The 26,393-nt window shown below is 34.2% G+C and carries 26 protein-coding genes; 16 read left to right on the top strand and 10 right to left on the bottom strand.

What is annotated here, in order from left to right:
• Positions 1–15: 15 nt before the first annotated feature.
• From EHC72_RS08340 to EHC72_RS08305, 8 genes are all read left to right on the top strand, one after another.
• Positions 16–1,110 (top strand): MBL fold metallo-hydrolase, encoded by a 1,095-nt coding sequence (locus EHC72_RS08340; protein ID WP_131537223.1) that lies wholly within the window; start codon positions 16–18, stop codon positions 1,108–1,110.
• 55 nt (positions 1,111–1,165) lie between these two features.
• Positions 1,166–1,528: a hypothetical protein gene (locus tag EHC72_RS08335; protein ID WP_131537222.1), complete on the top strand. Its 363-nt coding sequence runs from the start codon at positions 1,166–1,168 to the stop codon at positions 1,526–1,528.
• A 73-nt stretch (positions 1,529–1,601) separates the two neighbouring features.
• Positions 1,602–2,408 carry a hypothetical protein gene (locus EHC72_RS08330; protein ID WP_131537221.1) on the top strand — a complete coding sequence of 269 codons (807 nt, stop codon included), beginning with the start codon at positions 1,602–1,604 and terminating at the stop codon, positions 2,406–2,408.
• Position 2,409: 1 nt separating this feature from the next.
• On the top strand, positions 2,410–3,336 hold the full coding sequence (gene miaA, locus EHC72_RS08325) for a tRNA (adenosine(37)-N6)-dimethylallyltransferase MiaA (protein ID WP_131537220.1): 927 nt from the start codon (positions 2,410–2,412) through the stop codon (positions 3,334–3,336).
• 113 nt (positions 3,337–3,449) lie between these two features.
• On the top strand, positions 3,450–3,974 hold the full coding sequence (locus EHC72_RS08320; RefSeq protein ID WP_131537219.1) for an outer membrane beta-barrel protein: 525 nt from the start codon (positions 3,450–3,452) through the stop codon (positions 3,972–3,974).
• Positions 3,975–4,120: 146 nt separating this feature from the next.
• Complete coding sequence (locus EHC72_RS08315; RefSeq protein WP_131537218.1) at positions 4,121–4,663, top strand: hypothetical protein; 543 nt, start codon at positions 4,121–4,123, stop codon at positions 4,661–4,663.
• Positions 4,664–4,760: 97 nt separating this feature from the next.
• Positions 4,761–5,294 carry a DUF3347 domain-containing protein gene (locus tag EHC72_RS08310; RefSeq protein ID WP_131537217.1) on the top strand — a complete coding sequence of 178 codons (534 nt, stop codon included), beginning with the start codon at positions 4,761–4,763 and terminating at the stop codon, positions 5,292–5,294.
• Between the two features lie 132 nt (positions 5,295–5,426).
• Positions 5,427–6,716: a citrate synthase gene (locus EHC72_RS08305; protein ID WP_131537216.1), complete on the top strand. Its 1,290-nt coding sequence runs from the start codon at positions 5,427–5,429 to the stop codon at positions 6,714–6,716.
• Between the two features lie 213 nt (positions 6,717–6,929).
• On the opposite strand, the gene EHC72_RS08300 is transcribed toward EHC72_RS08305, so the two are convergent.
• The 5 genes from EHC72_RS08300 to EHC72_RS08280 form a co-directional block, all read right to left on the bottom strand.
• The gene (locus EHC72_RS08300) at positions 6,930–8,072 is read right to left on the bottom strand and encodes a DUF3667 domain-containing protein (protein WP_131537215.1); all 1,143 of its coding nucleotides are present in this window, start codon (positions 8,070–8,072) and stop codon (positions 6,930–6,932) included.
• A 22-nt stretch (positions 8,073–8,094) separates the two neighbouring features.
• Positions 8,095–9,480: a nucleoside permease gene (locus tag EHC72_RS08295; protein WP_131537214.1), complete on the bottom strand. Its 1,386-nt coding sequence runs from the start codon at positions 9,478–9,480 to the stop codon at positions 8,095–8,097.
• A gap of 194 nt (positions 9,481–9,674) precedes the next feature.
• Entirely contained in the window at positions 9,675–10,289 is a 615-nt protein-coding gene (locus EHC72_RS08290; protein WP_131537213.1) for a bifunctional nuclease family protein, read from the bottom strand.
• 70 nt (positions 10,290–10,359) lie between these two features.
• Positions 10,360–11,331 carry an electron transfer flavoprotein subunit alpha/FixB family protein gene (locus tag EHC72_RS08285; protein ID WP_131537212.1) on the bottom strand — a complete coding sequence of 324 codons (972 nt, stop codon included), beginning with the start codon at positions 11,329–11,331 and terminating at the stop codon, positions 10,360–10,362.
• A 70-nt stretch (positions 11,332–11,401) separates the two neighbouring features.
• Positions 11,402–12,139: an electron transfer flavoprotein subunit beta/FixA family protein gene (locus EHC72_RS08280; protein WP_131537211.1), complete on the bottom strand. Its 738-nt coding sequence runs from the start codon at positions 12,137–12,139 to the stop codon at positions 11,402–11,404.
• A 62-nt stretch (positions 12,140–12,201) separates the two neighbouring features.
• Between EHC72_RS08280 and EHC72_RS08275 the strand changes: the two genes are divergently transcribed.
• From EHC72_RS08275 to EHC72_RS08265, 3 genes are all read left to right on the top strand, one after another.
• On the top strand, positions 12,202–12,537 hold the full coding sequence (locus tag EHC72_RS08275) for a tetratricopeptide repeat protein (RefSeq protein ID WP_131537210.1): 336 nt from the start codon (positions 12,202–12,204) through the stop codon (positions 12,535–12,537).
• Positions 12,538–12,566: 29 nt separating this feature from the next.
• Positions 12,567–13,784, top strand: coding sequence for a chromate efflux transporter (gene chrA, locus EHC72_RS08270; protein WP_131537209.1), 1,218 nt, complete (start codon positions 12,567–12,569; stop codon positions 13,782–13,784).
• A 97-nt stretch (positions 13,785–13,881) separates the two neighbouring features.
• Positions 13,882–14,505, top strand: a complete 624-nt coding sequence (locus EHC72_RS08265; protein WP_131537208.1) for a porin family protein — start codon at positions 13,882–13,884, stop codon at positions 14,503–14,505.
• A gap of 80 nt (positions 14,506–14,585) precedes the next feature.
• Here the strand turns inward: EHC72_RS08265 and dnaB are convergent, their stop codons facing one another.
• Entirely contained in the window at positions 14,586–16,142 is a 1,557-nt protein-coding gene (dnaB, locus tag EHC72_RS08260) for a replicative DNA helicase (protein ID WP_131537207.1), read from the bottom strand.
• A gap of 200 nt (positions 16,143–16,342) precedes the next feature.
• Here dnaB and rlmB point away from each other — a divergent pair, with 200 nt between their 5' ends.
• Positions 16,343–17,110, top strand: a complete 768-nt coding sequence (rlmB, locus tag EHC72_RS08255) for a 23S rRNA (guanosine(2251)-2'-O)-methyltransferase RlmB (RefSeq protein ID WP_131537206.1) — start codon at positions 16,343–16,345, stop codon at positions 17,108–17,110.
• An 84-nt stretch (positions 17,111–17,194) separates the two neighbouring features.
• On the opposite strand, the gene EHC72_RS08250 is transcribed toward rlmB, so the two are convergent.
• Positions 17,195–18,286: a mannose-1-phosphate guanylyltransferase gene (locus EHC72_RS08250; protein ID WP_131537205.1), complete on the bottom strand. Its 1,092-nt coding sequence runs from the start codon at positions 18,284–18,286 to the stop codon at positions 17,195–17,197.
• 14 nt (positions 18,287–18,300) lie between these two features.
• Positions 18,301–19,269 (bottom strand): KpsF/GutQ family sugar-phosphate isomerase, encoded by a 969-nt coding sequence (locus EHC72_RS08245; protein ID WP_131537204.1) that lies wholly within the window; start codon positions 19,267–19,269, stop codon positions 18,301–18,303.
• Positions 19,270–19,360: 91 nt separating this feature from the next.
• Here EHC72_RS08245 and recQ point away from each other — a divergent pair, with 91 nt between their 5' ends.
• The 4 genes from recQ to EHC72_RS08225 all read left to right on the top strand — a co-directional run bounded on the left by recQ (position 19,361) and on the right by EHC72_RS08225 (position 23,836).
• Complete coding sequence (recQ, locus tag EHC72_RS08240; RefSeq protein ID WP_131537262.1) at positions 19,361–21,550, top strand: DNA helicase RecQ; 2,190 nt, start codon at positions 19,361–19,363, stop codon at positions 21,548–21,550.
• 72 nt (positions 21,551–21,622) lie between these two features.
• Positions 21,623–22,435, top strand: coding sequence for a 3-deoxy-8-phosphooctulonate synthase (kdsA, locus tag EHC72_RS08235; protein WP_131537203.1), 813 nt, complete (start codon positions 21,623–21,625; stop codon positions 22,433–22,435).
• Positions 22,435–23,154: a YqjF family protein gene (locus EHC72_RS08230; protein WP_131537202.1), complete on the top strand. Its 720-nt coding sequence runs from the start codon at positions 22,435–22,437 to the stop codon at positions 23,152–23,154. The genes kdsA and EHC72_RS08230 overlap by 1 nt, the downstream gene beginning before the upstream one ends.
• Positions 23,155–23,170: 16 nt before the next feature.
• Positions 23,171–23,836 carry a hypothetical protein gene (locus EHC72_RS08225; protein WP_131537201.1) on the top strand — a complete coding sequence of 222 codons (666 nt, stop codon included), beginning with the start codon at positions 23,171–23,173 and terminating at the stop codon, positions 23,834–23,836.
• A gap of 3 nt (positions 23,837–23,839) precedes the next feature.
• Here the strand turns inward: EHC72_RS08225 and EHC72_RS08220 are convergent, their stop codons facing one another.
• Positions 23,840–25,720: an OmpA family protein gene (locus EHC72_RS08220; RefSeq protein ID WP_131537200.1), complete on the bottom strand. Its 1,881-nt coding sequence runs from the start codon at positions 25,718–25,720 to the stop codon at positions 23,840–23,842.
• Positions 25,721–25,758: 38 nt separating this feature from the next.
• Positions 25,759–26,382 carry a 7-carboxy-7-deazaguanine synthase QueE gene (locus EHC72_RS08215; RefSeq protein ID WP_131537199.1) on the bottom strand — a complete coding sequence of 208 codons (624 nt, stop codon included), beginning with the start codon at positions 26,380–26,382 and terminating at the stop codon, positions 25,759–25,761.
• Between the last annotated feature and the right edge of the window lie 11 nt (positions 26,383–26,393).

Raw genomic sequence — 26,393 nt, 5'->3', positions numbered from 1 at the left:
ATTATTATCCTTAAAATGATCGCAATTTATATTTTAATACCGCTGGTTCTTATCTTTTTCATTGTAACCAATTTACCTGTTTTTGGTCGTTTGCCAAAAGGAAACCGATTAAAGATTATTCATCACTTAGCAAATTATAAAGATGGAGCTTTGCAAAATTTATCTGTTACACCAATGCAGCCAGGAGGCGTAAGTTTCTTCAAAATTTTAAAAGCCTTCTTAATAGAAAAACATCCAGATAAAAGCCCTATAAAGCCTTTACAATACATTAAACCAGTATTAAATGGCGTTAATGAAGGCGTTAATCCTGAAATTATTTGGTTCGGACACTCATCTTATCTCATCAAAATTAATGGGCGTAGGGTTTTAGTTGATCCAGTCTTTAGCCAAACGCCTTCACCATTTTCTTTTATTGGAAGTAAAGCCTTTTTTGGGACAGATTTTGTAAAAGCAACAGAATTTAAGGATATTGATATTCTACTGATTACACACGATCACTACGACCATTTGGATTATCCAAGTATTTTAAAAATTGCTCCAAATGCCAAACAAATCGTAACCTCAACAGGAGTAGGCGCTCACCTGGAGAGGTGGGGTGTACCTACAGCTAAAATTTCAGAATTATGCTGGGAAGAAACTGCAACTTTTTTCGATGATTTAAAGTTTACCGCAGTTCCTGGCAGACACTTTACGGGGCGTAAGTTTAAAAGAAATCAAACTTTATGGTCTGCATTTGTCCTGCAAACAAAGGGTTATAAACTTTTTTTAGGCGGAGATTCAGGATACGATACTCACTTTAAACAAATAGGAGAAAAGCATGGGCCTTTTGATTTAGCTCTATTAGAATGTGGACAATACAATGCTTATTGGCCGTATATCCATATGTTTCCTGAAGAAACAGTTCAGGCTGCAAAAGATTTAGGCGCTAAAATTTTAATGCCCGTTCATTGGGGCAAATTCAGTTTAGCCATGCACCCATGGTATGAACCCATTACCAGAATTGTTGCAGAGGCTGAAAAAGAGAATTTTAAATTAATTACGCCAAAATTGGGCGAAACTGTTGTTTTGAACCAAAGTTATCCAACAGAAAAATGGTGGTTGACAGAATAAAATTTAAACAATAAATCAGCTTAATTGTTTAATCGATATAACTCAAAAAGCAATTATGAAAACAGACCTTGTAGAAATTTTTCAGACAATCAGAGCTGGAGTTCAACCTTATGCAACTCGCGGTTACACGGTTCATGAAAATTCTGAAACCGGATATGATTTATACAGTGAAAAGAATATAAAAAATGCTGAGGAAAAAACTACCGAACGTTTTTTTATAGGAATATATATTAGTGGGGATGAAGTTTTAGTTAAAGTAAATACCACCGATTTTGAACCTTCAAGCGATAATTTGTCTGACTTTGAGCAAGATAAAAAAGGATTTAAAATTAAATCTTTAGATAACTCAAAGCTTAAAGAAGTAGAAACACTCGTTGAAATTATTCATACCCATTTCAAAGAAAAAGAATGGATATAAAGCCATTTTGATTAATGATGATTAGATTTGCAGTAGGCTTTGTTTTTAAAAGTCTTTTAAAATTTAAATCTGATTGAACAATTCTTTTAAAGCAATAAAAAATAGCCAGCCTGATTGGCAACAAAATCTTAAAAACGCTTTAAGTGATGTTCATTTACAATATAATATAGAATTTGAAGGCGATTTTTGTTTAATTAACTTAAATGAAAATCGCCTTTTAATTAACTTAGTTAGCATTGGAAATTCTTTTAATCCTAACGATTTATTAAATCTTCAGAACCATTTTCAACTTCAAAATATAAAGCTTGTTCATTTGTGGGAAGATGTTTGGCTTACCAAACCCCAACAGGTTTTGGCAAGAATTAAATCTCTATTAGGATTAAATATTCGCATTCACGGAAGAAAAACGAAAATTCAAAAAATTACCAAACCAGTTTCAGATGCCTTTTTAAATATCAATCATTTGCAAGGAACTGTAAGTAGCAGATATAAATTAGGACTTTTTTTAAAGGATCAATTAGTGGCCGTTGCTACTTTTTCCGCTTTGCGACAAATGAAGCATACTGAAAATTATAAATCTGCGGAATTGATTAGGTTTGCCGTAAAATCTGGTTATTCTGTTACGGGTGGTTTAAGTAAGTTAATTGTTCAGTTTTACGACCTTCAAAAGCCAAACGATATTATGAGTTATGCCGATAGAGATTGGTCTGCCGGTGCAGCTTATTCCAAACTAGGTTTTGAACAAACCAGTATTTTACAACCACAATTTTTTACTTTAGACGAACTACTGAAAAGAAAAATAATAAAACATGAGGAATCTATTTCTCCCACTAATGACATTTTCAATACTGGGAGTTTAAAGTATTTATTAAAATTTTAACATGTCTGCAAACCCATTGGTTATCATATTAGGCGCAACAGCCTCAGGTAAAACTCGTTTGGCAGTTAATTTGGCTCATCATTTAAATGGCGAAATTATAAGTGCCGATAGTAGGCAGGTTTTTAAACAGATGGATATTGGCACGGGGAAAGATTTAAATGAATACAATATTAATGGCAAAGCAATTCCATATCATTTAATTGATATTTTGGAACCTGGAGAGCGTTATCATGTAAATTCTTTTAAACACGATTTTTACAATGCTTTCCAAACCATTATCAATAACAAACATTTGCCTATTCTTTGTGGCGGTACAGGAATGTATATTCATAGTTTGCTGCAGAACCAGGAATTTACCGCAGTTCCAGTTAATGAAATTTTAAGGCAGAATTTAGAATTATTGTCCAAAGAAGATTTGATTGAAAAGCTTCGTTCATTTCCTGCCCAAGAGCATGTAGATATTAATTCTAAAAAACGATTAATCAGAGCAATTGAAATAATAGAATATTTAAAACTAAATACTTTAGAAACAATCGAAAGACCGGAGCTTAACCCAATTGTCTTCGGATTGAAAAACACGGTTGAAACCACAAGATCTAAAATATTAAAGCGGCTTGATGAAAGATTAAAAGCCGGAATGATTGAAGAAGTAGAAGTTTTACTTCGATCAGGCATTAGCCAGGAAATGCTTATTTTTTATGGCCTTGAATATAAATTTATAGCGCAATATTTATCAGGTGAGTTTAATTATGATGATTTAAAGTTAAAACTTGGCATAGCAATTTGCCAATTTGCAAAACGACAAGGTACTTTTTTTAGGAAAATGGAAAAAGATGGAGTGGTTATTCATTGGCTCGATGCAATTAAGGAAATCGAAATATTAAAAGAAGAGGTAATTGAGGTGCTTGGTAAAGAGAGCATTATCTAAATCCTTTGTTTTATGACATTAATTGGGTGTTAAAATAATATTAAATCTCTCCTTTGGCACACAGTTTGTATTTGTGAGTGTATATTATTTAATATTAACTCAAAATCACAACAATGAAAACAATTACTAAAATTCTTGCTACTTCAGCAGCTGTAGTAGCTTTATTTTTTACAACAACTACTGTTAACGCACAACAAAAATTAGGTATAGGCTTAAGCGTAGGTTTACCAACAGGAGATACACATAGTTTTGCTATTGGTGGTGATGTTCGTTACCAAATCGATGTGGATAAACAATTATCAATTCCGGTAACTGCTGGTTACACTCATTTTATTGGTAAAGAAGTTGGAAATACAGGTATTGATTATTCAGACTATGGATATATTCCGGTTAAAGCAGGTGTTAAATATTTCTTTGATCCATCTGGAGCTGGTTTGTATGGTTTAGCAGAGCTCGGTGCTAGTATTGGTGTAAGTCCAAGTGGTGTTGGAACAGGTTTCCTCTATGTTCCATCTGTTGGATACGCATGGAGTAGCGGGTTAGATTTAGGTGTTAGATATGAAGGAAATACAACTAAATTTTTTGACAAAAGCTTAAGCCAAGTTGCATTAAGGATTGCTTACGGTTTCAAATTATAAGAGATCATCAACAAATTTTAAAAACCTCCGGAAGAATTTTCCGGAGGTTTTTTTATGTTAAAATTTTCTTAAAAAATTGTTTAATTAAAAAACTGTGTCATTATATAATTCGTATATACCACAAACCCTTAATTAATAATTCTAATATGAAAACAATTACAAAACTTTTCGCAACGGCTACATTAGCTTTTGCATTTTTCACTTCAACAAACTTAAAAGCGCAAGAAATGACTACCATGAGTAGCAGCAATGGCATGGCTTTTAAAGTGGGTGTTGGTTTAAATGGTGGTCTTTTCAGAGATAAATCTCCGATGGATTATGCGTATGGAGCAGATTTGAGACTACAATGGGATCTTACCAAGGATGTAGCGATTACGGCATCAGGTGGTTACACCAAACTAATGGGTAAAGATAATGTGCTGGATGTTGATTTTATTCCTGCAAAAGGAGGTGTTAAAGTTTTTGCCATTAAAAGAATGTATTTAGCAACAGAATTTGGTGCTGGATTCGGAATCAAAGATGGTTCAAAAACAAATCTAATTTATACAGGTGGCTTAGGTTACGAATGGAATAATGGATTTGAAGCCGGAGTAAGGTATGAAGGTTATGTAAACAATAGTGCTTCTACAACATATTTCAGACAAACAGGACAATATGCATTACGCATCGGTTATAATTTCAAATTATAATTATAAAATCATATAATTTGAAGCCTCCGAATTTTCGGGGGCTTTTTTTGTGGTTTTAATATTTAAATTGCTATTTTGAACCCAAAACCAAATAACAATGAAACGGATACTCGGAATAGCCATATTAGCTACTACGTTAATGGCCTGCAATCAAGCAGAGAAAAAAACATCAGATACCAAAGATTCCACAACAAAAGATAGTTTAGTCGCTAAAAATAATGTGGTTTTAAAAGACACAAAAATAAATGCCATTTTTAACCAATATGAGGGCGTTAAAAATGCACTTGTTAAATCAGATTCAGTTGCTGCTCAACAATCTGCAGCATTATTACAAGCAAGTTTGGTTGGTTTTAAAGGTTGTGAATCTACAGCCGTTACCGCTAAAAAGATTGCTGATAGTAAGAATCTGGTAGCTCAAAGAAAAGATTTTACCGCTTTAAGTTCAGATTTAATCGCATTATTTAAACATGCTGATTTAACTGCAGGTACAATTTATGTGCAACATTGCCCAATGGCCAATAAAGGTGATGGAGGTGATTGGCTATCAACAGACAAGGATATTAAAAATCCTTATTACGGCGATGAAATGCTCACCTGTGGTAGAGTTGTTGAAGAAATCAAAACAAAATAAAATGTAAAGCAATTTTAAATTAAGCATGATTGTTACGTCTATCTGACTAATATTTCATATTAATTTAACAGATTTGCTATGCATGTATATTAATTTTACATAATTTAGAAGCTATAAACATAAGATAATAATATGTCAGATATTGCAGAGATTAAAGTTGATGGTAATACATTTGAATTACCCGTAATTACCGGAACAGAAGATGAAAAAGCTATTGATATTTCGAAACTTAGAGATTTAACCGGATATGTTACCTTAGATACTGGTTTTAAAAATACAGGATCTACAAAAAGTAAAATTACTTTCTTAGATGGAGAAAAAGGAATCTTAAAATACAGAGGTTATTCAATTGAACAACTTGCTGAAAAATCTAGCTTTTTAGAGGTTGCTTATCTTATTGTTTATGGAGATTTACCTACACAAGAACAATTAGATGGCTTTCAAAATGAAATTAGCAAGCATACGCTGATTCATGAAGACATGAAAAAGTTTTTTGATGGTTACCCATCAAGATCGCATCCAATGGGCCAGTTGGGTTCTTTAATCTTCTCACTTTCAACATTCTATCCGGAGTGTTTGAAACCAAATCAAACCGCAGAAGAACAGAACTTAACCATAATTAAGCTTTTAGCTAAATTACCTACAATTGTTTCTTTTATCTATAAAAAATCTTTAGGTCACCCACTTATTTATCCAAAAAATAAATACGATTATGTTACTAATTTCCTTTGGATGACTTTTGGTCAGCGTACTGAGGATTATGAGGTAAATCCAGTTGTAGTAAATGCAATGAACAAATTGTTGATTTTACATGCAGATCATGAGCAAAACTGTTCAGCATCAACTGTACGTATTGTAGGTTCTTCTGATTGTAATTTATATGCTTCAATTTCTGCAGGTATCGCAGCCCTTTGGGGTCCGCTACATGGTGGTGCAAACCAAGCTGTAATTGAAATGCTTGAGTTAATTAAGGCTGATGGTGGTGATACTGAAAAATGGATTAACAAAGCAAAAGATAAAAATGATTCATTCCGTATGATGGGCTTTGGACACCGAGTTTATAAAAACTTTGATCCACGTGCTAAAATCATTAAAAAAGCTTGTGATGATATTTTAGAAAACTTGGGAATTGATGATCCAATTTTAGAAATTGCTAAGAAATTAGAAGAAGCCGCTTTAACAGATCAATATTTTATTGATCGTAAATTATATCCAAACGTAGATTTTTATTCAGGTATTATTTACAGAGCTTTAGGTTTCCCTTCAGAAATGTTTACGGTATTATTTGCCTTAGGTCGTTTACCTGGATGGATTGCTCAATGGAAAGAAATGCACGAAAATAAAGAACCAATCGGTCGTCCTCGTCAAATTTATGTTGGTGAAACAGATAGAGAGTTTGTTGAGATTAAAAACAGAAAATAATCTTAATCATAATAAATAGAAAAGCCCCAGAAATTAATTCTGGGGCTTTTCTATTTAAAAGACTTTTATAAACTTTTACATCAACTATCTATACAAACATTGTATCTAAACCCGATCCGAATGAATGCCACGATTCTTTATCGGGCAGTAGCGGGAGCAGGACTGCAATTGCTAAGTATTACTGTACTTTAATTTTCAACTATTTAATAATAATTAAGCTAAGAAATAGTAAATTAAATTTTTGATAACCATTTCCGATAAGCGAAAAGCTACCGAATACAGAATTATGATTAAAATAAGCTTTTTAATGGTTGCGTTACGGCTTCTTTGGTAAAATACTTTTAAACCGATATACATGTACCAAATTACGGCGGCAATTACCAGCCATTTAATTCCAGTACTTATAATAGAATCCTCACCAAAAATATATTGCTGCAAAGGCACAGTTGCTATTTTCAAAAGGAAAAAAGCCGTCATACCGTGGATGGTGAAGATCAGATGATCTAAATAATAAATGTGATTGCGCCTAAAAATCCGCATAATGAAAAAGGCAAGTAAAGGCATCAATAAAAAGTATTGTTTTGCTCTGTAATGCTCAACCTCTTCTGATAATGACCAAAATCCATTTGATGATTTTTGATTAATAGAAATATCACGTTTTTTAATGAGCCTTTGATACCAGTTATCACGGTCATCAGCAGGTAATTTACTTTGCCTAGATAAATAAGATTCGTATGTACTATCTTGTTTTATGATATGGAAACCACGATAAGATTCCAGTATATCTTCAATTGAATCCTGATTTGCAGCTGTTTTTTCTGCTTCTAAACTTTTAATAATGCTATCCTGAGTTTTGAAAGATAACCTTTTAAACTCTTTAATTGAAAGGTTATGGCTTATTCGGGTTACAGCACTATTGATAATCCTTTTACCAATACCTACTTCCTCCAGCTCTTTACCCAAAGTATCTTTTAATAGCTTTGTAGCATCTTTAGCTTGTGCTTCTACCTTTGCATCATGTTTGGTTTCTTTATCCTGGCTTCCCATGCCTTTGGGTACAATTATAAAATATACAATAGATACAAAAATATACATGCTAACCGGATTGATATAACGAGCACGCTTTCCGGCTAAATAATCTAAAGTAACCTGTCCTGGCTGAGTAATTAAAGGTTTTAAAGTTTGGAAAAACTTATTATCGAAGTGAAAATAATGAGCAATACTGTGGCTTATAAAATCCCAAAAGTTTTCTTTCAACTCTAAATTGGGCTGCCCACAAGCACTACAGTAATGCTTTTCTACGTGAGTACCGCAATTTAGGCAATTATGTTCTTTTCTGTATTTACCTGTTGACATGGGGATGGTTTGAGGTTAAAGTTTAGTGAGTAATCTTTTCGATCGCTTTTTCTTGTTCCTTTGTGTGTTTATGTTTAAAAAGAATGGCAAAGAAAATAGTAATTATCAATGCATATATAGCAAACGTTAACCATACGCTATGCCAATCTATTATTGGAATTGATCTACTCAATTGCCCGTTATCCAATATTGAAATTCCTTTAGAGCCTAAGAAATTGACTAACAGTTTGTTATTTGCTTCAGAGCTTACCAAAGTAGCTACTTCCTGAATGCTTGTATAGGCTTTAGTAAAATACTTTTGAATAATCCAGCCAGAGGTTAAGCTTCCTAATATTGCTCCAAATCCATTTGTCATCATCATAAACATACCTTGTGCGGATGAACGCGTTTTTGGTGTGGTAGAGGTTTCAACAAATAATGAACCCGAGATATTGAAGAAATCAAATGCCATTCCATAAACAATACAGCTCATTACTATCATCCATAATCCATCTCCAGGGTTTCCAAAAGCAAATAATCCAAATCTAAATACCCATGCAAGCATAGAAATTACCATAACTTTTTTAATTCCATAACGCTTTAAAAAGAAAGGAATAGCTAGAATGAAAAGTGTTTCTGAAATTTGTGAAATAGATAATATTAAGGTTGATCTTTTTACTACATAAAGTTCTGCATACTTAGGGAACATTTTAAATTCATCAAGAAATACATCTCCATAAGCATTAGTTAATTGCAAGGCCCCGCCCAAAAACATTGAAAACACAAAGAATAATGCCATTTTATAATCGGCAAATAATTTGAATGATTCAAGCCCTAGCTTTTGAACCCATGATTTTTTCTCGCTAATTAAATTGGATGGTTTACACGCTGGCAAAGTAAAAGCATAAACGCCTAAAGCTAAAGCGCTTACTCCGGCAATATAAAATTGATTTGCACTTGCTTTATTTCCTGTTAAATTGGTAATCCACATAGCAACAATAAAGCCTACCGTTCCCCATACACGTATTGGAGGGAAGCTTTTTACTACATCGTACTTACTGTTTTTAAGCGTTGTGTAACTGATTGAATTACTAAGTGCAATTGTGGGCATGTAAAAACACATCGCTAACAACATTACCCAAAAAAAGCTGTGCGGACTTGTTACCTGAGGCAGGTAAAACATTACGCAAGCATAAAGAATATGAAGAACAGCATATAATTTTTCAGCGTTAATCCATTTATCAGCTATAATCCCAGTAAGAGTAGGCATAAACAATGATGCAATTCCCATGGTAGAAAAGATGATTCCAAAATCTGCACCGTCCCATTGTTTGGTTCCGAACCAATAATTGGCGATCGTAATTAGCCATGCAGCCCATACAAAAAATTGCATGAAACTCATTAAGGTTAAGCGAAACTTAACATTCATAATAATAGTTTAGTTGTTGTTTTGAAAGTAAAAGTTGAATATAGAACTATTTTAAAACAAAATCTAAAATGCGCTTAAATTATTTCGCACAATTCAAATTATCTTAATTATTAATGATTTTCGGGTAGAATATTGGGGCAAAAATAGATTAATTAACCAATTAAAATCAGTTAAGCGCTACTTTTATTTAAAAATTATTCAGAATTTCTCTTGTTTAGCTCATCTCTTAGTCTTGCAGCTTTTTCATAAGCCTCATCCGCAATGGCTTCCTGTAGTTTTTCTTGCAATTCTTCAAGGGTTAATTCGCTATAACCTTGTTGTTTAGTAGAAGTAGGAAGGCTATCTGCATCAGGTTCTTTGGCAATGTTATCCATATTCTCTAAAAATAGAAAATCATTACCCTCAATTACTATTCCTGCAGAAGCTAAAATAAATTCGTAAGTGTAAATCATTGCATTAAAGCGTACGGCAAGTGCAATTGCATCTGATGTTCTGGCATCGATTTCGTGTGTGTTTTTGCCATCACTACAAATTAATTTGGCATAAAAAACACCGTCAACCAGGTTATAGATAATAATCTCCTGTACATTTATATGAAAGGTTTCGGCAAGCGATTTAAATAAATCATGTGTTAATGGCCTACTTGGTGTCATTTTTTCAATCTCAATAGCAATAGCCTGAGCTTCAAATGCACCAATAATAATTGGTAAACGACGGCGTCCGTTAACTTCACCTAAAACCAATGCATAAGCACCGGATTGTGTTTGGCTGTAAGATAAGCCAACAATATCTAATTTTACTTTTTTCATATTCATGAAATGTCAAGTTGAGCCTGCTGCATATCAATTAGAATATTCAGCAGGCTCAGAATGACAAAAACTATGCTTTATGTGCTTTTAAGGCTTCAATTAATTTTGGTACAACTTCAAAAGCATCTCCAACAATACCATAATCTGCAACTTTAAAGAAAGGAGCTTCAGGATCTTTATTGATTACAACAATTACTTTTGAAGAACTAACGCCAGCTAAATGTTGGATTGCTCCAGAAATACCAATGGCTATATATAAGTTAGGGCTAATGGCGATACCAGTTTGACCAACGTGTTCTGAGTGAGGTCTCCAGTCTGCATCAGATACTGGTTTAGAACATGCAGTTGCAGCGCCTAATAAACCCGCCAATTCTTCAATCATTCCCCAGTTTTCAGGGCCTTTTAAACCACGACCAGCAGATACTACTAATTCTGCATCAGGTAAAGAAACTTTATCTGTTGCTCTAACAATATCTTTAATTACTGTAGCCAAATCTGATTGTTTTACATCGGCGGCAAAATTTTCAATTGCTGCATCAGCTGCATTTTCTTTAACACCAAAAGCGTTTGGATTTAAAGCAATAACTTTGTTTGCAGAGGTTAACTCGGTAATAGCAAATGCCTTACCAGAGAAAGCGGTTTTTTTAACTTCAAATTTACCGCCATCAGTTTTTGGCAATTCTACTGCGCCATCAGCCAAACCTGCTTTTAATTTTACAGCTATACGTGGCGCTAAACCTTTACCCGAAAATGAATTAGATAATACAACAATATTAGCACCTTCTTTTTCTGCAGCGGCAGCTATTACTGTTGCATAAGCTTGATTTACAAAGGTTTTTAATTGATCGGCACTTACATTTAAAACTTTTGATGCACCATATTTACCCAATTCCTTTAATTCTCCTTCGGCAACATTGCCAATGGAAATTGCAGTTAAGTTGGTCGATTGTTGATCTGCAATGGCTTTGGCATAAGAAACAGCTTCGAAAACAGATTTCTTAAATTTACCTTCAGCTTGTTCTACATATACTAATACTGACATATATTTATTTCTTGATCCTATTAAAGGATGTGTGAATACTTATTATTAATTATTATTTGTTAACCTTAAACTAAATTACTTTCGCTTCTGTGTGCAATAAGTCAATTAATTGCTCGGCAGCATCAGCTGGAATAAGTTTCACGGCACCACGAGGGGCAGGGGTTTCATATTTGGCAACCTTTGTTACTTCTTCAATAGCTACAGCCTCAACAACGTTTAAAGGTTTTGTTCTAGCGCTCATAATACCACGCATGTTTGGTATTTTTGGTTCTGCAACACCTTCAGCGCAACTAGCAACAAACTTACCATTTACAGTTACAACTTCCTTACCACCTTCAATTTCACGTTCTAAAGTGGCAGAATCTCCATCAACTTCTAATTTTTTGATAATGGAAATAGATGGAATGTCTAAAAACTCACCAACCATTGCAGCCACCTGATTACCATTGTAATCGATAGATTCACGACCGGTTAAGATAATATTGAAATCCTTATCCTTTGCGTATTCTGCAATTTGCTTTGCAACAAAATAAGCATCACGAGGAGCAGCATTTACTCTTACGGCATCATCAGCGCCAATTGCAAGGGCTTTTCTAATGGTTGGATCTGTGGCAGCTTCGCCTACATTAATTACGGTTACGGTGCCTTTACCGCCTTCGGTTAACTCAATAGCTCTTGATAAAGCGATTTCATCGTAAGGATTAACAATATATTGTACTCCTGCAGTATTGAATTCGGTATTATCGTTAGTAAAAGTTATTTTTGTCGTTGTGTCTGGCACGTTACTGATACAAACTAATATTTTCATATTTATTATGTTTATTATATAAGGTCTTTCTGCAAATTTAATTAAAAAAGCAAGGAATTAAAATGTCAACTACCCGATTAAGTAAGTTATTAGAATTTTTAGAGAGTGAACCAAATGATCCATTTATACTATATGCCTTAGCCACAGAGTATAACGCCCAAAATGATAAAGAAAAGGCGTATTCTTTTTACCTTCAGTTAACGGATAAACATCCTGATTATGTGGGTACTTATTACCATTTAGGCAAATTATACGAAAAGGACGATCAAAAAGACAAGGCAATAGCTATTTATGGTAAAGGAATGGAAGTGGCCAGGGCAAAGCGAGATATGCACGCTTTTTCAGAGTTACAAGGTGCTTTTAATTCAGCATCAGGACTAGATTATGAAGATGATTAATTCAATTAGCAGTTTTTAGTATTCAATTAATGCAAATAAAACCTATCGCTGCTAAAAAGCAATGGCTATTTATCCGCAATGTAGTCTTCTTTACATTTACTTCTTTTGGTGGTGCACAAGCACATTTGGCATTACTTTTAAAGTATTTTGTGCATCAAACTAAATTTATAACTGAAGAGGAATTATTAGAGTTAAATGCTCTGGCTCAGGTATTACCAGGGCCAGCCTCAACACAAACTTTAGTTGGAATAGCATGGAAAGTTGGTCGCTTAAAATTGGCTTTAATTACTTTTTTGATTTGGATTTTTCCTACTGCAGCCATCATGACTTTTGCTGCAATTAGCTTCGGGATGTTGGATCAAAAGCAGAAGTTTATTGATATTCTGGAATACATTCAGCCCATCGCACTGGGTATTGTGGCCTATGGCGCATATAAATTAGGAAGAAAGGTTTTAACAACCCAAGTTTCGATTTTTTTAGCTGTAGCTGCAATTGTAGCAACATTTGTTTTACGCAATGCCTATGTTTTTCCTTTAGCTATATTAATTGGAGGCATGATTTCTTCAGCCATGGAAACGCCAAAGGAGGAAACAGAACTTCGGGTTAAACTTTTCTCCAATGTAAACCCTAAAAAACTGATCTACTTTTTAGGCGCTTTACTTCTTTTTGCAATGGTAGGGGCAATTATTAATAGAACTTCGCCATTCAGTTTGCCTATTCGTTTATTAGAAAATTTTTACCGTAACGGAATTTTAGTTTTTGGTGGTGGCCAGGTTTTGGTACCGCTAATGTTTACGGAGTTTGTAGAAATGAAGCATTACATCGCATCATCAGGCTTTCTCTCTGGTTTCGCACTGCAACAAGCGCTACCAGGACCAACGTTTTCATTTACCAGTTATTTGGGAGCATTAAGTATGAGAAATTTTGGTTACGGGATGTGGGGTCAAATATTAGGTGGATTAATTGGGGTAATAGGAATTAATTTACCAGGCTTAATTCTTGTGCTTTTTATTGTTCCATTTTGGGATGACTTAAAGAAAATTTCACGTATTAAGCACAGTTTATCAGGTATTAATGCTGTAAGTGTTGGTTTTATTATAGCAGCATTTATTTTATTGCTAATTCCAATGGGTTTTAATTTGCTCTTTTTGGGGATTATGATTGCCACTTTTTTACTGTTAAACTTTACCAAAATAAGTCCTCCAATTATTGTTTTAGTAGGAATATTAATCGGTTATGTGTTCTAAAAAATTACAGTTTTCAGCCACATATTTATTTTTATAACAATATAGAAACTTAGTATTTAGTTTTTATCTTCGAGCAATTTTAAATTAAAAAATAAATATGAGAAAACCATTAACGCTACTTTTATTATTATCTGTGGGATTTTTCACAGCAAAAGCACAACAAAAAAATACCTTTGAGTACGGTTTTAATGCAGGATTAAACCTTTCAACTGTACAAGCTGGCTCTACAACCAACAGTTCTTACAGAAATGGCTTTAACATTGCAGCTTTTGGCGATTATTATCTTTCTGATAGGTGGAGCATTAAAGCAAGACTTGCATACGACCAAAAAGGATGGGATAGAGGTTATTTAACCGATTTAACTACCGGCCGCAGTGCTATAACAGATTATCATTTGGATTATTTAACAATCCCAGTACTTGCAAACTGGCATTTTGGTAAAAAAAGAAATTGGTATTTAAACTTTGGACCGTACGCAGGTTTTTTATTAAGCGCCAAGGAAACCAAATTTAATAACGATTTAAAAGATTTCTTACACACAACCGATATTGGTTTCGATTTAGGAATTGGTGTTAAAATTCCAGTATCAAGCAGAGTGAAAATATTGTTTGAATTGGATGGTCAGGCAGGTTTTACAGATGTTTTTAAGCAAAATGATGACTCAAGAGTAACCACATCAAGATCTAGCTTTAATACTGGATTGGTTTTCAGCTTAAAATAAAAGGTATTTAAACAAAAGATATTAAACAAAAAGCCAGCAATTTTATCGTTGCTGGCTTTTTTATGGCTTAATATTTTAAATTAAAACGGAGGATCATCATCATTATAATCATCCATTTTTGATGGTCTTATAATTACATTGCTCTGTTTTTCAAAATCTTGTGAAGGATACATTCCTGAAGAAGGACTATCAGCTGCAAAAGAATTTGGTGGGCTAAAATCTTCTTCTAAATCTTGGAATTTAACAAACTTACCAACGAATTTAAGTGGTACAATTCCGGTTTCACCGTTACGGTGTTTTGCAATAATAACTTCTCCAATACCCGCCTGAGATCGCCCTTGTTCATCCTCGGTAATACCATAATATTCAGGACGATATAAGAACAATACCATATCCGCATCCTGCTCAATGGAACCCGATTCACGTAAATCGGATAGCATTGGTCTTTTACCTTGTAAACCTGGTCTACTTTCTACCGCACGACTTAACTGTGATAATGCAAGAACAGGAATATCAAGCTCTTTGGCTACAGATTTAAGTGCCCTTGAAATACTACCAATTTCCTGCTCACGGTTACCGCCACCTTTACCTTCGCCTTTACCATGCATCAACTGCAAGTAATCGACAATAACCATTTGAATATCGTATTGTGCCTTTAAACGACGGCATTTTGCTCTAAATTCAAAAATATTAAGTGCTGGGGTATCATCAATTAATAATGGAGCTTCAGTTAATCTTCCAATTTTACTGTGTAATTGTTGCCATTCCCATTCCTGTAAATTTCCTTTCCTGATTTTTTCCTGTTCAATTTCAGCTTCTCCCGAAATAAGACGATTTACCAATTGAACTGACGACATCTCCAGGGAGAAAACTACGCAAGGTTTGTGAAAATCTACAGCCGCATTTCGGGCACAGGTTAAAACGAATGCCGTTTTTCCCATCGCTGGTCGTGCAGCAATAATTACTAAATCTTGTTTCTGCCAACCTCCTGTAATTCTATCCAAACCGGTAAAGCCTGTAGGCACACCAGTTAAACCGTCAGTTTTAGTTCTTAATTCTTCTAAAGTTGCTAACGACTGTTTAATAATATCGTCCATTTTTTGCGTATCACGGCGAAGGTTATTTTGAGCAATTTCAAAAAGTCCTTTTTCAGCCTGATCGAGCAAATCGAAAATATCGGTAGTATCTTCGTAGGCGTTGGTTATAATTTCTGTTGAAATCCGGATTAATTCACGTTGAATATATTTTTGTGAAATAATACGAGCGTGAAATTCAATGTTTGCTGCTGATGCTACTCTGTTTGTTAAATTGGTGATGTAATATGCACCGCCAACCATTTCTAATGAACCGAGGGTACGTAGCTCAGCAGTAACAGTTAAAATATCAACCGGTCTTGATTTTTCGAATAAAATATGGATGGCTTCAAAAATCTTTTGATGGGCCGCATTGTAAAAAACTTCTGGCTTTAAAACATCAATTACGGCAGATAAAGCATCTTTTTCAAGCATTAAAGCACCAAGTACAGCCTCTTCTAAATCAAGCGCTTGCGGTGGTATTTTACCTTGTGAACTAATTGTATTGCTAAGTCTGCTCTTTCGGGCAGTCATGCTATTCTTTCCGCCTTGTTCGTTATCCATACCACAAAAGTAGCTAAATTTTGCCCGTTTTGTTTTAATTAGTTTCTACTTCTTTGTTAACAAATTGATGCCTAAATGGATTAATTTTTCATGCATTTTGAAGCTTTTAAAAATTTCTACACAATTAAATGTTAATAAGGAGGAGATTGATACAAGGCAAAACAATTATTTGCTTTACTTTTGTATAACAATTTTTAAACATGGATAATTTTAGAAAACCGCAACGCGTAAAAGAGAATAATGAATTTGTTTTTGGGATAAGAGCAGTGATTGAAGCTATTAAAGCTGGAAGAGATATTGAAACAATTTATTTGCAACGCGGCTTGTCTGGCGGTCTATTTTTAGAATTAAAAACACTTTTAACAGGCACTTTAATTCCATTAAATTCTGTTCCTATTGAAAAATTGAACCGAATGACGCAGAAAAACCATCAAGGTGTTATTGCAGTAATTTCTCCAATTACTTATCAAAATATTGAAGATATTATTCCTGCTGTTTTCGAAAAAGGAGAGGTGCCTTTAATTTTGGTTTTGGATAGCGTAACCGATGTTCGTAACATGGGGGCAATTGCCCGTACTGCGGCATGCGTTGGCGTACATGCCATTGTTGTTCCATTAAAAAATGCTGCTCAAATTAATGCCGATGCTATTAAAACTTCGGCTGGTGCCTTATTCAGTATTCCAATTTGCCGCCATTCTAACTTGCACAAAACCTGTTTGTTTTTGCAAGAAAGTGGCTTGCAGATTGTAGCTTGTACTGAAAAAACGAACGATTATATTTATGCTCCTGATTACACTATGCCAACCGCAATTGTAATGGGATCAGAAGATGAAGGTATTTCTAATGAACTTTTGCGTGTGGCAGATCATTTAGCAAAAATTCCAATGGCTGGGAAAATAGAATCATTAAATGTTTCTGTTGCTGCTGGTGTAATATTGTACGAAGCTGTGAGACAGAGAACAGTATAATTTTAAAGCTTAAAAAGGAAAAGGGAGATAGAAATAAGCAAATTGCCTAATTTTCTATCTCCCTTTTCTTATATCTTTTGTTGTTTATATAAACTTATTTCCAAATCTGGATTTAACCTCAGCTACAATTTCCTTAACTTTTTGCTCTTCATCTCTAGGACAAATCATCAGTATGTTGTTATTTTCAACTACAATGTAATCGTGCAAACCTTGTAAAATAACAAGTTTATCCTTTGGTACATTAATCATGCAATTTGAAGAATCAAACATGATAACCTGTTCAGCCGGAATTACCGCATTACCAACGTAATCTTTTTCGGCCATTTCATAAATAGATGCCCAGGTACCTAAATCAGACCAACCAAAATTGGAAGGAAGAACGTAAACATTCTCTGCCTTTTCCATAATCCCAAAATCAATGGAAATGTTCGTGCATTGTAAATATGCATTATTAATAAAAGCCTTTTCTCTTTCGGTATTCATTTCTGAGCGGCCAAGATTAAAAATTTCATACATATCTGGCAGATGCTTTTCGAAGGCATTTAAAATAGATTTTGCCGACCAGATAAAAATGCCCGCATTCCATAAAAAGTCGCCACTTTGAATAAATGATTTTGCCAGTTCTAAATTTGGCTTTTCAGTAAATGTTTTAACCTTATGTAAACTTGGATCTGTAACCAAAACATGATCTGTGTGCTGAATATAGCCATAGCCTGTATCTGGGCGATTGGGCATAATTCCTAAGGTGATTAAACAATCGTTTTTAGAAGCGGCATCCAATGATTGATTTATAGACGTGTAAAAATCATCTAAATTTGCAATGGTATGATCTGATGGAGCTACAACAATAGTTGCATTAGGATTAAGTTCAGCAATTTTTAGTGATCCGTAGGCAATGCAAGGAGCAGTATTACGTAAAAGTGGCTCAGCTAAAATTTGGTTTTCACTCAGTTGAGGCAATTGCTCCTTTATTAAATCAGTATAAATTTCATTGGTTACAATAAAAATATTTTCAGGAGGACATATTTTTAGAAATCGATCGTAAGTGCTTTGAATTAAAGTTTTTCCAACACCGAAAAAGTCTATAAATTGTTTAGGAAACTCTGTTTTGCTCACAGGCCAAAAGCGGCTTCCAACGCCACCAGCCATAATTAATGCATAAAAATCTTTATTCATTTTATAATTTGAAACTACACAATTCCTTCTTTTAAAAGATCGTGTAAGTGAATAATGCCAAAGTAAGTATTTTGTTGTAAAACCAACAATTGAGTGATGTTATTTTGTCTGATTATTTCAAGTGCTTCAACAGCCAAAGCATCAAATTGAATGCTTTTTGGGTTTCTACCCATAATGTCTTCTGCCTTTAAATTATCGATATTGGTATTGTTTTCAAGCATTCTTCTGATATCGCCATCCGTAATTACGCCCAATATTTGGTTTTCATCATCAATAACAGCAACAGCACCTAAACGGTTTTTACTAATTTCAATTAAAACCTCTTTAACTGATGCTGAGCGCTTTATATGTGGCTTTTCATTTGATAATGCTAAATCTCCAGTCTTTAAGTATAATTTTTTTCCAAGAGCTCCTCCAGGATGATATTTTGCGAAATCAGCTTCATTAAAATCTCTGCATTCTAGTAAACAAATAGCTAGCGCATCGCCCATAGCCAATTGAGCTGTTGTACTGGTTGTTGGAGCAAGATTATGAGGACATGCTTCTTTTTCTACAGAGGTATTCAGAATTAAATCAGCATGTTGCGCTAAATAAGAATTTAACTCACCAACCATTCCAATTAAAATATTACCGGAAGTTTTTAGTAACGGAATCAAGACTTTTATCTCAGGCGTATTTCCACTTTTAGATAGGCAAATTACAATATCGTTTTGCTGGATCATACCTAAATCACCATGAATGGCATCTGCTGCATGCATAAAAATTGCTGGCGTTCCTGTTGAGTTAAATGTAGCCACTATTTTTTGAGCAATAATAGCGCTTTTACCAATTCCGGTAACAATTACACGACCATTGCAGTTTAAAATATTTAAAACTACCTTTTCAAAATCGGCATTAATATTATTGGCAACATTTAAAATTGCAGCAGCTTCCAACGCTAATGTGTCTACAGCTGATTGAGTTATTGATTTTTTACTTTTCAAAGAGAAAAAAATTGTCGGTTAATACTTGAAATTCTTGTAAAATTATGTTATTTTGGATACAAAAATAGCATCGCATATTTTATTACACAAAATGGACGTGAAAAAGTCGTTATTTGATAACCTACAAAATTTCTTTGGGTTTGATAATTTCAAAGGTGATCAGGAGTCGATCATTACAAATATTTTAGAAGGCAATAATACATTTGTTATTATGCCAACAGGTGGGGGGAAGTCTATTTGCTACCAATTACCTGCTTTAATGAGCGAAGGAACAGCAATTGTTATTTCGCCACTTATTGCATTAATGAAAAACCAGGTGGACCAATTAAGGGCATTTGGGGGTAATGACAGCATTGCTCATTTTCTAAATTCATCCCTAAACAAATCTGAAATTACTCAGGTAAAAACCGATCTATTGAGCGGTCAAACAAAATTGTTATATGTAGCACCAGAATCGCTGGCTAAACAAGACAACATTGATTTTTTAAATTTGATTAAAATTTCTTTTGTTGCCGTTGATGAGGCACATTGTATTTCGGAGTGGGGCCATGATTTCAGACCTGAGTATCGTAAAATTAGGCAAGTAATCAGTGGTTTGGGTAATAACATCCCAATAATTGCTTTAACTGCTACTGCAACTCCAAAAGTTCAGCAAGATATTGTTAAAAACCTTGGAATGACCGAGGCTACGTTGTTTAAATCATCATTTAACCGTCCAAACTTATTTTATGAAATCCGCCCCAAGCGTGATATTACTAAGGAAATTATAAAATATATTAAGTCAAATACAGGTAAGTCTGGTATTATTTATTGCTTAAGTCGTAAAAAAGTAGAGGAAGTAGCCGAAGCTTTAAACCTTAACGGAATTAGTGCTTTACCATATCATGCAGGCTTGGATCCTAAAGTTAGGGCAGAAACACAAGATAAGTTTTTGATGGAAGATGCTGAGGTAATTGTGGCTACAATTGCTTTTGGTATGGGAATAGATAAACCTGACGTACGTTTTGTGATCCATCATGATGTGCCTAAGAGCATGGAGGGTTATTACCAGGAAACTGGTAGAGCTGGTCGTGATGGTGGCGAGGGTGTTTGCATTGCATTTTATGCGCAAAAAGATGTAGATAAACTAGCTAAGTTTATGAAGGATAAACCTGTTGCTGAACGTGAAATTGGTACACAAATATTAAAAGAAGTAATTGATTATGCAGAGTCAGGCGTTTGCCGTCGTAAACAGATTTTGCATTACTTTGGCGAAAACTTTAATGAAACAGGCTGTAATTGTATGTGCGATAACTGTAAAAAGCCTAAAAAACAGTTCGATGCCGAAGAAAGCTTATCTACCTTATTAAAGTTTATTGAAAAAACCGGAGAAAAGTTTGATGATGCTCACTTACTGAACGTTTTTCTTGGCTTAGAAACCGCCCAAACAATTGCTTACGAACATAGTAAAGTACCTGAATTTGGCTTAGGTAAAGAAGACGGAGAACTGATGTGGAAGTCAATTGTTCGCCAAGCGGTGTTAAATAATTTCCTTTTTAAGGATATTGACAACTACGGTTTATTAAAGCTAACCAAACAAGGTAGGGAGTTTATAAATAATCCTTACAGTCTTAAATTTATCTTAAATGAGCCGATTGAATCTGGCATTGATGATGACGATGATGATGTAAAACAGGGCACTGGTACGCTAGATACTCAACTTTTACAGTTACTTAAAGATCAGCGTAAAAAAATAGCCAAATTAAAAAATGTACCTCCGTTTGTGGTATTTCAAGATCCTTCACTGGAGGAAATGTGTACGCATTACCCAATAACTATGGAAGAGTTACGCCAAATATCTGGCGTAGGTTCTGGTAAAGCCATGAAGTTTGGTTCTCCATTTATTGAGCTGATTAAGAAATACGTAGAAGACAATGACATTGAGCGCCCTATTGATCTAATTATCAAAACACAGGCTAATAAATCTCAAATGAAAGTGTCAATCATTCAAAATATCGATAGGCAAATTGGTTTGGAGGATATTGCGGATTCAAAAGGCATTACTTACGAGGAGATTTTGAAAGAGGTGGAATCCATCGTTAATTCTGGAACAAAATTAAACCTTAATTATTTTATTGATGAAGTAATTGATGATGACAGGCAGGATGAAGTTTTTGATTATTTCAGAGCTGCTGAAAATGACTCGATTGATGTAGCCTTGAATGAATTAGGCGAAACAGATTATACTCGAGAAGAAATCCAGCTAATGCGCATTAAATTCATGTCGGAATTAGGAAACTAGATCATATTTAAAGAGGGAAAATGCTAATTAAAATTTTCATTTTCCCTCTTCCATTTTACATATACCCAATACATGCTTAACTATTTAGATAATATAAAAAATACAGATTCAGGAAACTTTTTTTTAATGGCAGGTCCATGCGCAATAGAAGGTGAGGATATGGCTTTACGCATTGCTGAAAAAATTATTTCTATAACAGATAAACTTAAAATTCCTTACATATTTAAAGGTTCTTACCGCAAAGCGAATAGAAGCAAAGGCAGCTCTTTTACAGGGATTGGTGATGAAAAAGCATTAAAGATTTTGGAGAAAGTTGGTCGCGAATTTAATGTGCCAACGGTAACAGATATTCACGAAAGTGGCGAGGCTGCAATGGCTGCTGCTTATGTAGATGTACTTCAAATTCCTGCATTTTTATGTCGCCAAACTGATTTATTAATTGCAGCAGCAGAAACTGGCAAAGTTGTTAATGTAAAAAAAGGACAGTTTCTTTCTGCTGGTTCGATGAAATTTGCTGTTGAGAAAATCGTTGAAGCAGGTAACAACAAGGTAATTTTAACTGATAGAGGAAATACTTTTGGTTATCAGGATTTAATTGTTGATTACCGTGGTTTACCTGAAATGCAAAGTTTTGGTGTACCTGTAGTTATGGATTGTACACATTCTTTACAACAGCCAAATCAAAGTAGCGGTGTTACTGGAGGTAAACCAGAGTTGATTTTAACAATCGCTAAAGCTGCTATTGCAGTTGGTGCGGATGGCTTATTTATTGAAACGCATCCAGATCCTGCAAATGCAAAATCTGATGGGGCTAATATGTTACATCTGGATTTGTTAGAAGATACATTAGTAAAATTGGTTCGCATTAGACAAGCAATTATTTAATGAATATAAATAAGGGAGTATTCTTAACTGCTGAATGGCGAAAACTTGCTTTGGCAAATTATGCTGTAGATAAGAATATCCTTTTAAAATATTTGCCACCACATGTAGAACTGGATAGCTGGCAAGGAAAATATTATGTGAGCCTCGTAGGTTTTATGTTTGTAGACGTTAGACTTAAAGGATTGACTATTCCATTTCACACTACCTTTGAAGAAGTTAATCTTCGTTTTTATGTAAAATACAATGAAAATGGTATTTGGAAACGTGGAGTGGTATTCATTAAAGAAATTGTTCCCAAACCTGCAATTACATTCATTGCCAATACCATTTATAAAGAAAATTATCAAACTTTGCCAATGAAACATATGTGGATTGAGCAAAAAGACCAGCTGGAGGTAGAATATCAGTGGAAAAATAAAGACTGGAATAAGTTTTCTGTAATAACATCTTCAACAAAAGAAACAATTGCAATCGATAGCGAAGAAGAATTTATAACTGAACATTATTGGGGTTACACCAAAGTTGGTACAAATAAAACATCAGAATATGGTGTAGAACATCCACGATGGGAAGTTTACCCCGTTAAAGAATATACTATAAATGTTGATTTTGGTACTAACTATGGAGAAGAATTTGGTTATTTGGCAAGTACTAAACCAGATTCTGTAATGCTTGCTGAAGGTTCGGAAATTAGAGTGCTTAAAGGGAAAAAAATATAAATTATTATCTTTAAGCATGAATTACAATCTCTTAAAAAAATCCGGCATTGCCATTTTATCGGTATTCTGCCTTTTAACTTCTTGTAATAATACGGTAGAAGTAAAGCATAATTTTAGTTTTGAAACTTCGTTAAGACCAGGCAGCGGCAGAATGAAGGATTTTGCTAATAACATGAATAATGTGCTAATGAACAGCGCAAAAGAATCCGGAGCTGATAGCACTTTACAAATTCAATCAGAGGAGGAACAAGATCTACCGCTTTATGATGATGTAGCCTTTCTACCTGTTGTTAGTGCTGAGCAATTAAATAATATTATTGGAGATTATACCGAAAAAAGATTCAGAGTAAATAAAGAAGATTATTCGGTACAAGTAAACTCAATAGATTTTAATAAAAACCTTGTATTTATTGTTTCTCACCCAAAAGCTCCAATAATGGTTATGGGAGAAGTTAATAACACCGGGCATGCCATTTATGTAGATAAAGTTTTAGATGACGGAACCCAAAAAAATAAACGCTTTATTAAATTACAATCTAAACGTTTAGGAGATGTAGCAAGTGGAATGGCCTCATTAATGCAAAAATGGGAATCGAATGTGTATATTCTTGAAAAAAAAAAAGCCGATAGCTTAGTAGTAGAAATTGATAAAAATTTATATCCTTTTAGCTTGAAAAAATAAGGATTATACTTTCGTAATTACAAAAGAAGTTCTTCGATTATTTTTTCTACCTAATTCAGTTTTGTTATCTGCAATTGGTTTATTGGCACCAAATCCTTTAAAAGTAAGTCTTTTAGCACTAATCTTATTCCTTATCAGATATTCATAAACTGCATTAGCTCTGTTTAAAGATAGCTTTTCGTTCAATTTATCATCACCAACATTATCGGTATGGCCTTGTATTTCAATCTCTACCGTTGAATTATCGTTTAAAAAACCAATTAGAATTTCTAATTCTTTAATAGAGGCTGGCAGAAGATTGTATTTATTGGTATCAAAGAAAATGTTTTTTAAAGTTACATTGCCACCAGCCTTAATTTTTTCAATAAAAACCTCAATTTGATAAGGACTATTAATGTCACCAGGCTTTAATTCAAAGTTTTCTGAATAAAACATATAACCTTCAGCATTTACATTAAACATGTAATTACTGCCAACGGGCATTACGGCTAAAAAGCTTCCCGTTGTTGGATCTGTATAATCATCAAAAACTGTTTTATTTGTTTTTAAATCAACAACCTGTACATTGCTTTCTATTGTTTTCTGACTGTCTTTATCCTTTACAATACCTTTTACGTAGCTTATTTTTAAGGGTTTTGCTTGTTCAGGTATCCCGAAACTATAAATATCCTGCAAGCCATATCCATCTTTAAAATTAGAAGAGAAGAAGCCATAATTACCATCAGCACTAACTATTAAGCCACTTTCATCATCGAAAGAATTTACAGGATAACCTAAATTAACTGGTTTTTGCCATTTACCGGAATCATCCAAGCGACTGTAAAAAATATCTTTGTTTCCAAACCCTGGCCACCCATCTGATGAAAAGTATAATGTTTTACCATCTGCATGAATAAATGGAGTATTTTCATCATATGGTGTATTAATATCAGGACCAAGGTTTACTGCAGGTCCCCATTTTGAATCTGTAATTGTACTTTTCCAAATATCATAACCACCTAAACCGCCAGGACGGTTACTTACAAAATAGAGCGTACTTCCATCAGGACTAATAGACGGCTGTGATTCCCAGTATTCTGAATTTACGGGGCTACCGATATTGTAAGGCTCTCCCCAATCTGCACCTTCTCTGTGGGAAACGTAAATATCGCATCTGCCTAAACCATCAGGACGATTACAACCAGTAAAGAATAAGTACTTACCATCAGGAGATATCGTTTGAGCACCTTCATTGTATTTTGCCGTATTTATTTTACTCGAAAGTGGGGTAGCAGTATTCCACTTATTATTTTTAAACTGGGATGTCCAAAAATCTTCATTGCCATTAATTTGTCTAGTAAAAATTAAGGTCTCTCCATCAGCCGTTAGGGCAGGAAAATATTCGGCATTTGAAGTATTTACACCTTCGCCAAGATTTTTGGGTGTATATTTAACTGGCTTTTTAATTCCTTCAATAGCAAAATCACAATCTAAAAGGTACTTTTTTGCTTTTTTATTTCTTTCAGACGATTTATCTAATGTGATAAACTCTTCAAAATGTTGCCTGGCTTTTGAATATTCCGAAGTGGCGAATTCCATTTGTGCCAGATTGAAAATAACTTCTGGCAAAACATTTTTATTAATGTTAATGGCTTTCTGATAATTAAGCTTCGCCTCAGTATATTTTTTTTGTATTCGGTAAAGATCAGCCAAAACTATTATCGCATTTTGAAACTGTGGATCAGTTTGTATAGCGCTTTCCAACAGTTGTGCTGCTGCATTATAATCTTGTTTCTGAATAAAAGGATTAGCTTTCTCAAATAAGTTCTGTGCTTTCTTATTCGGATTTTGCCCAAAACAATAAATGCTCAGTATGCTAAATAAAATGATTAAGCTATTTTTCATTACATTAACATTTGGTTATCAAAGCTAATGTAAACTATTTAAGGAATATTTAAAAATTTGTGCGTTTGTAAGGAAATTTCCCATTTTGGATTTGCCATTACGTAATCTATAATTAAAGGCGTCATTTCCTTTGATTTAGACCACTCTGGCTGCAAGTATAGTTTACATCCTGGAGATACAGACTGTGCATATTCTTCAGCCCATTTAAAATCACTTTTATTAAATACAATTACTTTTAGCTCATTTGCAAAAGGTGTAATATCTGGCCTTGGTGCCTTGAATTTTTTAGGAGATAAGCAAATCCAATCCCAGTTACCTGATAATGGATAAGCACCAGAAGTTTCAATAAAAGTTAAAATCCCTTCCGCTTGTAGCTTAGAAGTAAGATAATCTAAATTATAAATTAAAGGTTCGCCACCAGTAATTACAACTGCCTTACCTGGATATTTTTTTGCATTCTCCACAATAACATCCGCAGGAGTAAGCGGATGCATCTCTGCGTCCCAACTTTCTTTAACATCACACCAGTGGCAACCAACATCGCAACCACCTAAGCGAATAAAATAAGCCGCTTTTCCCGTGTTAAATCCTTCGCCCTGTATCGTGTAAAACTCTTCCATTAAAGGAAGTAAAGTGCCGTCTTCTGGTATGTCTTGTTTCATTTTTGAGGATG

This window comes from Pedobacter nototheniae, assembly GCF_004335085.1.
GTDB classification, from domain to species: domain Bacteria; phylum Bacteroidota; class Bacteroidia; order Sphingobacteriales; family Sphingobacteriaceae; genus Pedobacter; species Pedobacter nototheniae.
Note: the sequence above shows the minus strand (reverse complement) of the source record. Positions and strands in the feature narration are given on the sequence as shown.

What these genes read in the sequence shown, in the direction of transcription:
- EHC72_RS08340 (WP_131537223.1), top strand. Translation starts at nt 16, where the DNA reads ATGATCGCAATTTATATTTTAATACCGCTGGTTCTTATCTTTTTCATT.
- EHC72_RS08335 (WP_131537222.1), top strand. Translation starts at nt 1,166, where the DNA reads ATGAAAACAGACCTTGTAGAAATTTTTCAGACAATCAGAGCTGGAGTT.
- miaA (WP_131537220.1), top strand. Translation starts at nt 2,410, where the DNA reads ATGTCTGCAAACCCATTGGTTATCATATTAGGCGCAACAGCCTCAGGT.
- EHC72_RS08320 (WP_131537219.1), top strand. Translation starts at nt 3,450, where the DNA reads ATGAAAACAATTACTAAAATTCTTGCTACTTCAGCAGCTGTAGTAGCT.
- EHC72_RS08315 (WP_131537218.1), top strand. Translation starts at nt 4,121, where the DNA reads ATGAAAACAATTACAAAACTTTTCGCAACGGCTACATTAGCTTTTGCA.
- EHC72_RS08310 (WP_131537217.1), top strand. Translation starts at nt 4,761, where the DNA reads ATGAAACGGATACTCGGAATAGCCATATTAGCTACTACGTTAATGGCC.
- EHC72_RS08305 (WP_131537216.1), top strand. Translation starts at nt 5,427, where the DNA reads ATGTCAGATATTGCAGAGATTAAAGTTGATGGTAATACATTTGAATTA.
- EHC72_RS08300 (WP_131537215.1), bottom strand. Translation starts at nt 8,072, where the DNA reads ATGTCAACAGGTAAATACAGAAAAGAACATAATTGCCTAAATTGCGGT.
- EHC72_RS08295 (WP_131537214.1), bottom strand. Translation starts at nt 9,480, where the DNA reads ATGAATGTTAAGTTTCGCTTAACCTTAATGAGTTTCATGCAATTTTTT.
- EHC72_RS08290 (WP_131537213.1), bottom strand. Translation starts at nt 10,289, where the DNA reads ATGAAAAAAGTAAAATTAGATATTGTTGGCTTATCTTACAGCCAAACA.
- EHC72_RS08285 (WP_131537212.1), bottom strand. Translation starts at nt 11,331, where the DNA reads ATGTCAGTATTAGTATATGTAGAACAAGCTGAAGGTAAATTTAAGAAA.
- EHC72_RS08280 (WP_131537211.1), bottom strand. Translation starts at nt 12,139, where the DNA reads ATGAAAATATTAGTTTGTATCAGTAACGTGCCAGACACAACGACAAAA.
- EHC72_RS08275 (WP_131537210.1), top strand. Translation starts at nt 12,202, where the DNA reads ATGTCAACTACCCGATTAAGTAAGTTATTAGAATTTTTAGAGAGTGAA.
- chrA (WP_131537209.1), top strand. Translation starts at nt 12,567, where the DNA reads ATGCAAATAAAACCTATCGCTGCTAAAAAGCAATGGCTATTTATCCGC.
- EHC72_RS08265 (WP_131537208.1), top strand. Translation starts at nt 13,882, where the DNA reads ATGAGAAAACCATTAACGCTACTTTTATTATTATCTGTGGGATTTTTC.
- dnaB (WP_131537207.1), bottom strand. Translation starts at nt 16,142, where the DNA reads ATGGATAACGAACAAGGCGGAAAGAATAGCATGACTGCCCGAAAGAGC.
- rlmB (WP_131537206.1), top strand. Translation starts at nt 16,343, where the DNA reads ATGGATAATTTTAGAAAACCGCAACGCGTAAAAGAGAATAATGAATTT.
- EHC72_RS08250 (WP_131537205.1), bottom strand. Translation starts at nt 18,286, where the DNA reads ATGAATAAAGATTTTTATGCATTAATTATGGCTGGTGGCGTTGGAAGC.
- recQ (WP_131537262.1), top strand. Translation starts at nt 19,361, where the DNA reads ATGGACGTGAAAAAGTCGTTATTTGATAACCTACAAAATTTCTTTGGG.
- kdsA (WP_131537203.1), top strand. Translation starts at nt 21,623, where the DNA reads ATGCTTAACTATTTAGATAATATAAAAAATACAGATTCAGGAAACTTT.
- EHC72_RS08230 (WP_131537202.1), top strand. Translation starts at nt 22,435, where the DNA reads ATGAATATAAATAAGGGAGTATTCTTAACTGCTGAATGGCGAAAACTT.
- EHC72_RS08225 (WP_131537201.1), top strand. Translation starts at nt 23,171, where the DNA reads ATGAATTACAATCTCTTAAAAAAATCCGGCATTGCCATTTTATCGGTA.
- EHC72_RS08220 (WP_131537200.1), bottom strand. Translation starts at nt 25,720, where the DNA reads ATGAAAAATAGCTTAATCATTTTATTTAGCATACTGAGCATTTATTGT.
- EHC72_RS08215 (WP_131537199.1), bottom strand. Translation starts at nt 26,382, where the DNA reads ATGAAACAAGACATACCAGAAGACGGCACTTTACTTCCTTTAATGGAA.